This is a genomic window from Microvirga pakistanensis (assembly GCF_004458765.1).
Classification (GTDB): domain Bacteria; phylum Pseudomonadota; class Alphaproteobacteria; order Rhizobiales; family Beijerinckiaceae; genus Microvirga; species Microvirga pakistanensis.
The window spans coordinates 1-223 of sequence record NZ_SPJX01000421.1 but is presented as its reverse complement, the minus strand read 5'-3'; the positions used below and the strand labels follow the sequence as shown (position 1 = coordinate 223).

At 72.2% G+C, this 223-nt stretch carries 1 pseudogene; it reads left to right on the top strand.

Annotated features, from left to right (window positions below):
- A pseudogene (locus E4K09_RS29310) lies at positions 1-192 on the top strand (hypothetical protein); the annotation flags it as partial.
- Between the last annotated feature and the right edge of the window lie 31 nt (positions 193-223).

Genomic DNA, 223 nt, shown 5'->3' with positions numbered 1-223 from the left:
CCCTGGGTGCGCGAGCGGCTGGGGCTCGACGCACAGTGGAGGCTCGGCCCCCTGGAGCGAGCCTTCGTCCGCACCATGGCCCGGGCGAGCGACCGCCTCGTCCTGCCCTCGTTCCCCGCCGTCCAATCCTGCCGCCGCCTGGGCCTGCCGGATGATTATCTTTATCGGGGTGAGAGGACCGCCGCGCCGTGACAAGGCCCGTCACGGATCGCCCGCGTCATGG